Here is an 8,750-nt window from a genome sequence, read left to right as displayed (position 1 = left end):
AGAAATGGCGAGCGGCTCTGCCTCGACCTCGTGGCCGCCCGGTTCATTGAGCCGAGCACCCTCCACTGACCCGCCAGGAGCGCGGTTCGCATAGCGCCCTGGAGGACTTATTAATAGAGGTCATTACCTGCGACCATCGCGGGCAGGGGAAGCGACAGCGCTTTTTCGCAATTCCTCGGCAATCGTGCTTTAACGCGCGCCGTGCGAGCCGTCGTGCAGCGGGTGAGCGAAGCGCGCGTGGCGGTGGACGGCGCGGTCGTGGGCGCGATCGGGCGCGGGCTCTGCGTGCTCCTCGGCGTCGGCCACGCCGACACCGAGCGCGACGCAGACGCGCTCTGCCGGAAGATCGTCGGGCTCCGCATCTTCGAGGACGAGGCGGGGCGCTTCGCGCGCCCGCTCGACCAGGTGGGCGGCGCGCTGCTCGTGGTCTCCGAGTTCACGCTCTACGCGGACTGCCGCAAGGGCCGACGCCCGGCGTTCACTGACGCCGCGCCACCCGAGCGCGCCGAGCGGCTCTACGACCACTTCGTCGCCCGCGCCCGCGACGCCACGGTGCCCGTCGCGACGGGCCGCTTCGGGGCGCGCATGGCGCTCGCGCTGGTGAACGACGGGCCGGTGACGGTCGTCCTCGACACGGGCGAGGGGGCGTGATGGCGCGCGCCGGCTTCACCGCCATCAGCTCGGGCAAGATCCGCTTCGGCAAGGACGGCCGCTGGTACAGCGACGACGAGCCGATCCCGAACCGCGCCATCTGCCGCCTGTTCAGCCGCGCGATGAGGGTGCAGCCCGACGGCCGCGGGCGCCTCGAGCTGGGCGAGGACAAAGCCGACGTCGTCATCGAGGACACGCCGTGGGTGGTGACCACGGTCGAGCACGATCCGGTGCGCGGCTTCAGCGTAGTGCTGAACGACGAGACGCGCGAGCCGCTCGACCCCGCGTCACTGCGCGTCGGTGCGGAGAACGTGCTCTACTGCCGCGTCAAGGGCGGGCACGAGGCGCGCTTTCTCCGTCCCGCCTACTACGAGCTCCTGCGCCATGCCGAGCTGGACGCGGACGGGCGGGTCGTGCTCCCGGTCGGCGGCCGGCGCGTGCCGCTCGGCGAGCGGCGGGGCTGAGGGCGGCCGCGCGCCATGCACGTCGTCCTCGTCGCACCCGAGATCCCGCAGAACACCGGCTCGATCGGCCGCCTCTGCGTCGCCACCGACACGGCGCTCCACCTGATCGATCCGCTCGGCTTCACGATCGACGACCGTCATCTCCGCCGCGCCGGCCTCGACTACTGGCCGCACGTGCAGCTCGCCCGGCACGCGAGCTGGGAGGCGTTCCTGGCCGCGCGCCCCCCGGGACGGCTCCTCTGCTTCTCGGCGCGCGCCTCGCGCTCCTACACGACGCTCCGCTTCCGCGCGGACGACCTCCTCGTCTTCGGGAGCGAGAGCCGCGGCCTCCCGCCCGCCATCCGCGCCGCGCACGCCGAGGCCACCTTCGGCATCCCGCTCGCGAGCGAGCACGTGCGCAGCCTCAACCTGGCCACCGCGGTGGCGATCGTCCTCTACGAGGCGCTGCGCCAGCAGGGGAAGGTGTAGTGCGCGCAGGTGTAGTCGTCCTGGCCGCCGCGGCGCTGGCCGCGGCGTGCTCGGCCCTCCCCGTGCCGCGCCGCTCGAGCTATCACGCCGCCGACGCGGACCTGAGCGTCACCCGCATCGTGCACGGCGCGATCATCCTCGAGCTCGGAGCCACCCGGCTCCTGGTCGACCCGTGGTTCCACTCGGGGTTCGTCGTCCGCCAGCGCGAGCCCCTCGGGCTCACGCCCGACGGCCTGCCGTCGGTCGCCGCCGTGCTGCTGACCCACCGCCACGGCGATCACTTCGACGAGACGGCCCTCGCCCGGCTGGCGGCCACGGTCTCCATGGCGGTCGCGCGCCCCGAGCTGCACGGGCGCCTCGCCCAGCTCGGCTTCCGCCAGGTGGTCGACCTCGACTGGTGGGACAGGGCGTCGATCGACGGTGTCACCGTGACCGCCGTGCCCGCGCGCCACGCCGTGCCCGAGAACGGCTACGTCGTCGAGGGCGGCCGGGTACAGGTCTACTTCGCGGGCGACACGCGCTACTTTCCCGAGCTGGTCGATGTCGCGACGCGTTTCCCGCACCTCGACGTCGCGCTCCTTCCCGTCGGCGGCGAGCGGTTCCTGGGCTTCGGGCGCGAGATGGGTCCGGCCGACGCGGCCCGCGCCGCGGCGCTCCTCGGGCCGCCCGGACGCCTGATCCCGATCGGCTACGGCAGGGGCGGCGGCTTCCCGCTGCGCTGGTTCGCCCGCCGCCCGACCGAGCGCTTCGCCGAGGAGTGCCGGAAGCGCGGCATCGAGGCGAAGCGCATCGTGGTGCTCGAGCCCGGCGAGAGCTGGCACTACTACAAGTGAGGACCTTCTCCCGCACGGCTCGCACCCTTGCTCGTCAGCCGTGCCCGAGCGCCCGGGTCACGAACCAGAAGAGCCCGAGCCCGCAGATGGCGGCCGACCCGATCTCGGCCAGCGGCCGCCGTCCGCGCTCGGCGGTCGCGCGGTCCACGAGCACGAGGAGCGCCCACGCGCCCGCGATGACGGCGAGCTGTCCGGCCTCGACGCCGAGGTTGAAGCCGAGGAGCGCCGGGAGCAGACGGCGGCGCGGCAGCTCGAGCGCGGCGAGCACGCCCGCGAACCCGAAGCCGTGCACGAACCCGAACGCGAACGCGACCAGCGCCCGGAGCCGAGCCGTCTCGCCGCTCCTCGCGAGCAGCCCGAAGTGGCAGCGCGCGAAGAGCGCGAGCCCCGCGAGCACGGCCACGGGCACGGTCCCCATGCCGAGCGCGGCGGCGAGCGCCAGCGCCGCGAGCATCGCGGTCGCGAGCCACGGCGTGGCGCAGTCACGCCCGCCGAGGAGCCACACGTTCTCGGCCGCGACCAGCGCGATCGAGAGTCCGATCGTGGCCTCGACCGTGCCAGGCGCGGGACGCACGAGGCCGGTCGCCGCGAGCGCGAGGGTCACGCTGTGCGCGGCCGTGAACGCGGTCACGACGGTCGCGACCTCGAGGAGCGAGCGCGCCAGCAGCACGAGCGCGAGCAGGAAGGCGAGATGGTCCCAGCCGCCGGCGATGTGCCGGACGCCGAGCGCGACGTAGTCGGCGAGCGACGCCCCCGCGCCATCCTCCCCCAGTGTCCAGCGGGGCTCGTCGCCCGAGAGCACGCGCTCGGCGGCCGTGCCGTCGGGAAGCGTCGCGCGCGCGAAGTGGAGGTGCGACGGCGCCACGTCGAGGAAGAGGCGCGACGCGATCGCGCGCGCGCCGGGCGGACACGCGACCTGCCAGGCGAGCGTCAACCAGCCGTCCTCACCCGCGCGCGCGACGGGCGCCGCGACGACCTCGCACGGCCGCTCGCCGGCGAGGAGGACGAGGCGGGGCGCGACGTACGCGCCCGTCGCGGCGTCGTCCCATGCGTCGGCGTCGAGACGGGTCAGGTCGATGCGCGCGAGCCGTGCCTCGACCCGCGCGCCCGTGTCGGTGAGGGTCCAGTTCGAGTACGAGACGCTGCGGCCGTGCCCGAGCGCGGGCGGGGCGAGCGCGAGGAGCGGGACCAGGGTCGCCGTGACCGCGAGGGCGAGCGCGGGGCCGGGTCTGGCGCCGCCCGATTGCCGCCCCGAGGTCACGGCAGCCGCTCCGCCACGCGCACGTCGGCCCGGCGCCGGAGCGAGTCGAGGGCCGTTCTGAGCGCCTCCTCGTCGCCGCGGCGGCGGCGCTGCGCGCGCACGGCGTCGACGATCTCGTCGAACGGCGGCACGCGCGCGGCCTCGCGCTCGACGACGCGCAGGACGTGGAACCCCGCGCCCGAGCGCACGGGGTCGCTCACCCCGCCCGGCGCGAGGGCGAGGGCCGCGCGCGTCGCCGTCTCGCCCAGGTACTCGCGCAGCTTCGCGGGCGGAAGGAGGGCGTCGGGCAGGGGGGCAACCTCCTCGTCGCCGAGGTCGCGGCGGACGCCCGCGAGCGCGTCGCCGGCCCGCAGCCGCCGCGCGGCGGCCGCCGCCCGCCCGCCGGCACGCGCCTCGTCCTCGACCGACGCAGGACCCACGAAGACCTGCTCGACGCGGATGCGCCCGGGCTCGGTGAAGTCGTCGCGATGGGCATCGTAGAACGCCTCCAGCTCGGCGCGGGTGGGCTCGGGCGCGTCCGCCGTCGTGCCGAGGAGGCCGATCGCCGCCCCCGCCAGCTCGGCACGCACCAGGCGATCGCGGCGCGCGAGGCCGAGCTCGAGGGCGCGCTGCACGAGCAGCTCCTCGTCGACCAGCCGGTCGAGGACGCGGCGGCGGTCGTCCTCGCCGGGCGGATCGCGTCGATCGGCGGCGAGCGCGGCGAGCGCGCGCGCGTAATCGTCGGCGCGCACGAGCTCGCCGTTCACGGTCGCGATGGCGCCCTCGGGGAGGCCCGCGTGCGGCGCCCGCGCCCCCACCAGCGCGGTGGCCGCGACGGCGAGGCCGGCGGCCGCGCCGAGCGCGAGGAGCTGCCGGGCGCGCCGCTCGGCCGTCATCACGACGCGGGATCGAGGTAGATCGGCGACGACCAGGCGCGCTCCTCGTTGGGCGCGAGGCAGTCGTCGTCGAAGGGCGTGCGGTAGTCGCCGAAGCACGGGTGCACGCGCGCGCAGCTGCCGGCGGCGTCGCGCTCGCAGCGCAGCCCGCCCGCGTTCACGGCCGGCGTCGGCTCCTCGACCGCGCGCACGTAGTAGAGCGCCGGACGGCCGCTCATTAGGAAGCTCGGGTCGTCGAACTCGGCCGTGCAGCCGGCGGGGTCTCGCGGGCAGTCGATCCGGCGCCACGGGTCCTCGATCAGCTCGCGCACCGGCTCGCCGGGCCGCACCTGCGGGCGGATACGGACCACCTCGATGCGGGTGACGCGGCGGCGGCGGTCGCCCGGGTTGTAGCACTCGCCGCGGCAGAGCGCCGCGATACGCGCCGCGCCGAGCGCGTGGAGGGAGTGCTCCGGGCAGCCGGGCTTCTGCTCGAGCGCGCCCACGGCGCGCACGCGGAAGCGCGGGGCCTCGGCGAGCGTCGCCTCGGAGCCCATCGGCATCACGCCCCCCGGCCCGTTCAGGAGGTCGAACCAGAGGAGGATGCGGTCGCCGCTCGTGCCGTACACCTCGCGCCGCTTGAGCGCGCTCCAGACGGCGTCGCGGTCGCGGCCGGCGGCGTGTACGGCGACCAGCCCGCCCGTCATGAAGAAGGACGCCTGGCGCTCGGTCTCGAGCATCGTGAAGGCCGGCCCGGGCGGGATCTCGTCGACGGCGAGCGACGCCGGCCGGGGCGCCGCGGGCGCTCCCATGACGCGGGCGCGCCAGGTCTCGTCCCTGGCGCCGATGGCCTCGGTCATCGCGCGGCGCGCGAACTCCTTGTAACCCGTGCCGGGGCGCGCGGAGTGGTTGTCGCTCGAGGCGATCAGGCCGAAGCGGAAGCGGCGCGGCTTCGCCGGGTCGTCGAAGTTGGCGATCGCGAGCGCGTACTGCGCCGAGCTCCCGGGCCGATAGTTGAAGGCCGGGTTGAAGCAGTCACGGCACTGGCCGCAGTCCTTCCAGTCCTCGATCGTCGCGCCCGGCACGGTGCGATGCCCCGCGACGCCGGCCCCGAGATAGTTGGCGCGCGCCGCCGTGACGCGCTCCTCGCACTCCGGCGACGCGGGGTTCGTGCAGCGCGCGCGGATGATCTCGCCCGCCTGCCAGCAGCAGGGAAGGTAGTCCCTCGTCGGCTCGGGACAGTGGGGCGCGCCGCCCGGATCACGGTCGACGGCGAGCCAGGGGCGATACTCCTCGGAGTTGCCGTGCCCCGAGTACACCTCGAGGAGGCGCTGCTTCTGCTCGTCGTGCATGGGCCCCCGGAGCTGCTTGTCGAACATGCTCCCGGCGGGGGTGTAGAAGCCCCACGTCGTGCCGTGCGGGATGACGAGCGTGTCGAAGCCCCACTGCGCGAGCTTCTCGAAGAGGACGTCGGGCGTCTCCGCCGTCTCGTGGCAGTCGGCGGGCAGCTCGCGCGTGTCGACGCCCGGCGGGCAGAGCGGCACGGCGAGGAGCTCCCGCTGGAAGCGCCCGAAGTCGTAGTAGCGCTGGCGGTTCGGGAAATCGAGGAGCGGGAAGGTGAGCCGCTGCCAGAGCGGCGCGGGCTGGACGAACGCCTGGCCGAGCACCCCGGCGCGCGCACTGATCGGGCGGCGGGGCACGCGGTCCTCGGCCGTGTCGCGGAAGATCACGTTCTTGTGGCCGTAGTGCGTCTCCGGCGTCTGCCCGACCTGCGTCCACTCCCAGCCGAGGAACGCGACCAGGTCGGGGTTCTTCGGATCGCCCGCGAGTGCGTTGCACTGCCGGATCGCCTCCTTCGTCTCCGCCCAGTGCGCGGGTGTGACGCCTTCGGCGTGGTCGTTGATGCTCCAGAAGTCGAGGTCCGAGCAGTAGCGCGCGAAGTCGCAGGCGTCGGCGGGCGGATGCGCGCCCTCGCCCTGCATGAAGGGGAGCGTGCGCAGGAAGGCGTCGACGGAGAAGGTCGTGTGCACGTGGAGGTCGCCGAAGAGGATCTGCCGAGCGGGCGGCTCGGCGACGCCGAGGCCGCCGAGGGCGCGTCGTTGCGTCTCGGCGCGGGCCGCCACGGCGGCCGGCGGCACCGACGCCTGCGTGGGCTCGCCCGGACCCTCGTGCCGGCCCCGGCAGCCGGCGAGCGCGAGGGCGAGGGCGAGGGGACGAGCCCAGTGCGTGCGCACCGTCGACAGCTACTACGCCCGTCGCCCTCGCGGCAAGGCGCGGGCTACCGCGAGCCTCCTAGAACTCGACCACCACGTCGCTCCCGTCCTCGAGCCGCACGGTATCCGCGAAGCGGATCACCCGCTCGCGCAGCGACATGGTGATCGAGCTGGTGCGCAAGCCGCCTCCGAAGAAGCGCACGCCGCGCATGATGGAGCCGTCGGTGACACCGGTCGCGACGAAGAGGATGTCGGGCCCCGGGGCGAGATCCTCCTCGGTGTAGATGCGCTTCAAGTCCGTGATGCCCATCTTCCGCATGCGCTCCTCCTGCCCCGGCTTGGTGGGCACGAGGCGCGCGAGCATGCCGCCGTTGAGGCAGCGGAGCGCGGCGGCGGCGAGCACGCCCTCGGGGGCGCCGCCGATCCCCATCACCGCGTGGACGTTGGTACGGCGCACGGCCGCCGAGATGCCGGCCGACAGGTCGCCGTCGCCGATCAGCTTGATGCGCGCGCCGGCCTTGCGGATGTCGGCGATCAGCTTCTCGTGGCGTGGGCGGTCGAGCACGATGACGACCAGGTCCTCGACGTCGCGGCCGAGCGAGCGGGCGATCGCCTTCAGGTTCTGCTCGACCGGCGCGTCGATGTCGATCACGCGCTTGGCCGTGGGCCCGACGATGATCTTCTCCATGTAGCAGTCGGGCGCGTGCAGGAGGCCGCCCTTGTTGGAGGCGGCGAGCACCGTGATCGCGTTGGGCGCGCCGGTGGCGCAGAGGTTCGTCCCCTCGAGCGGGTCGACCGCGATGTCGACCTCGACGTCGTCGGCGTGGCCGCGCCCGAGCTTCTCGCCAATGTAGAGCATCGGCGCCTCGTCGCGCTCGCCCTCGCCGATGACGACCGTGCCCCGCATCGCGATCGCGTCCATCTCGTGGCGCATCGACTCGGTCGCGACGTGGTCCGAGTGCCGGCGGTCGCCCTGCCCCATCGTCCGCGCGCAGGCGACCGCCGCCACCTCGCACACGCGCAGGAAGTCCCGCGACAGCCGCTCGACGTTCACCGCCATGACGTCCCCCCGAGCCCGGCCGGGCTCACTTCGCCTTGCCGGCGTAGATGTCCATCACCTGGCGGAGGAAGTCGAGCGCCTCGCTCCGTGGCCGCTGGAAGGAGTTGCGGCCGATGATCGACCCGAAGCCGCCGCCGTCGCGGATGGCGCGCACCTCCTCGAAGATGGCAGCGGTGTCCTTCGCCTCGCCCCCCGAGAAGATGAGGATGCGCCGCCCGTTGAAGGCGCTCTGCACCACGTGGCGCACGCGCTCGGCCAGGGTGGCGATCGGGATGCGCTCCTTCTCGTAGACCTTCTTGGCCGCCGCCTGCTCGATGTGCGCCGTCGGCGGCTTCACCTTGATGATGTGGGCGCCGAGCTGGCAGGCGATCTGGGCCGCGTAGGCGACCACGTCGATCGCGGTCTCGCCCTCCTTCGAGATGCCCGACCCGCGCGGGTAGGACCAGATGACCACGGCGAGGCCCTTGCGCTTGGCCTCGTGCCCGAGCTCGCGGATCTGGCCGTACATCTCGTTGCGCGCCGCCGAGGCGGGGTAGATGGTGAAGCCGATCGCGCTGCAGCCCAGGCGGAGCGCATCGTCGACGCTGCCCGTGACGGCGGGGCACGGGTCGGCGCCGCCGGAGAGCGTGTCGGAGTTGTTGAGCTTCAGGATGAGCGGGATCTCGCCCGCGAACTCGGCGGCGCCGGCCTCGAGGAAGCCGAGCGGAGCCGCGTAGGCGTTGCAGCCCGCCGCGAGCGCCAGCTCGAAGTGGTAGCGCGGGTCGTAGCCCGGGGGGTTGGGCGCGAAGGAGCGCGCGGGGCCGTGCTCGAAGCCCTGGTCGACGGGCAGGATGACGAACCTGCCGGTCCCCGCCAGGCGCCCGTGGTTCATCACGCGCGCCAGGTTGGCCAGCGTGCCCGGGTTGTCGCTTCCGTACCAGCCGAGTATCTCTCGCACTCGCTCGCT

The 8,750-nt window shown here is 74.1% G+C and carries 8 protein-coding genes and 1 pseudogene; 4 read left to right on the top strand and 5 right to left on the bottom strand.

Features of this window, described 5'->3' with window-relative positions; all coding sequences use genetic code 11:
- Positions 1-201 precede the first annotated feature (201 nt).
- From E6J59_00510 to E6J59_00495, 4 genes are read left to right on the top strand one after another with little or no spacing between them, the layout of a single operon-like run.
- Positions 202-651 (top strand): D-tyrosyl-tRNA(Tyr) deacylase, encoded by a 450-nt coding sequence (locus E6J59_00510; GenBank protein TMB24293.1) that lies wholly within the window; start codon positions 202-204, stop codon positions 649-651.
- Positions 651-1,115, top strand: a complete 465-nt coding sequence (locus E6J59_00505) for a DUF1285 domain-containing protein (GenBank protein TMB24292.1) — start codon at positions 651-653, stop codon at positions 1,113-1,115. The genes E6J59_00510 and E6J59_00505 overlap by 1 nt, the downstream gene beginning before the upstream one ends.
- A 15-nt stretch (positions 1,116-1,130) precedes the next feature.
- Positions 1,131-1,583 carry a tRNA (cytidine(34)-2'-O)-methyltransferase gene (locus E6J59_00500; protein TMB24291.1) on the top strand — a complete coding sequence of 151 codons (453 nt, stop codon included), beginning with the start codon at positions 1,131-1,133 and terminating at the stop codon, positions 1,581-1,583.
- Positions 1,583-2,416 (top strand): hypothetical protein, encoded by an 834-nt coding sequence (locus E6J59_00495; GenBank protein ID TMB24290.1) that lies wholly within the window; start codon positions 1,583-1,585, stop codon positions 2,414-2,416. Before E6J59_00500 ends, E6J59_00495 begins: the two co-directional genes overlap by 1 nt.
- Before the next feature lie 34 nt (positions 2,417-2,450).
- On the opposite strand, the gene E6J59_00490 is transcribed toward E6J59_00495, so the two are convergent.
- The 5 genes and pseudogenes from E6J59_00490 to E6J59_00470 form a co-directional block, all read right to left on the bottom strand.
- Positions 2,451-3,677 (bottom strand): HupE/UreJ family protein, encoded by a 1,227-nt coding sequence (locus E6J59_00490; GenBank protein TMB24289.1) that lies wholly within the window; start codon positions 3,675-3,677, stop codon positions 2,451-2,453.
- A complete protein-coding gene (locus tag E6J59_00485; protein ID TMB24288.1) occupies positions 3,674-4,552 on the bottom strand; it encodes a hypothetical protein in 879 nt (292 codons plus the stop codon). The genes E6J59_00490 and E6J59_00485 overlap by 4 nt, the downstream gene beginning before the upstream one ends.
- Positions 4,552-6,588: pseudogene (locus E6J59_00480) on the bottom strand (DUF3604 domain-containing protein). Before E6J59_00480 ends, E6J59_00485 begins: the two are co-directional and overlap by 1 nt.
- A 235-nt stretch (positions 6,589-6,823) precedes the next feature.
- Positions 6,824-7,804 (bottom strand): class II fructose-bisphosphatase, encoded by a 981-nt coding sequence (gene glpX / locus E6J59_00475; GenBank protein ID TMB24287.1) that lies wholly within the window; start codon positions 7,802-7,804, stop codon positions 6,824-6,826.
- Positions 7,805-7,829: 25 nt separating this feature from the next.
- Positions 7,830-8,750, bottom strand: a 921-nt coding sequence (locus E6J59_00470) for a class I fructose-bisphosphate aldolase (GenBank protein ID TMB24286.1), incomplete at its 5' end; no start/stop codon positions are given.

It is taken from the genome of Deltaproteobacteria bacterium, assembly GCA_005879795.1.
Taxonomy (GTDB): Bacteria; Desulfobacterota; Binatia; order DP-6; family DP-6; genus DP-6.
This window is presented reverse-complemented; position numbering and strand designations above follow the sequence as displayed.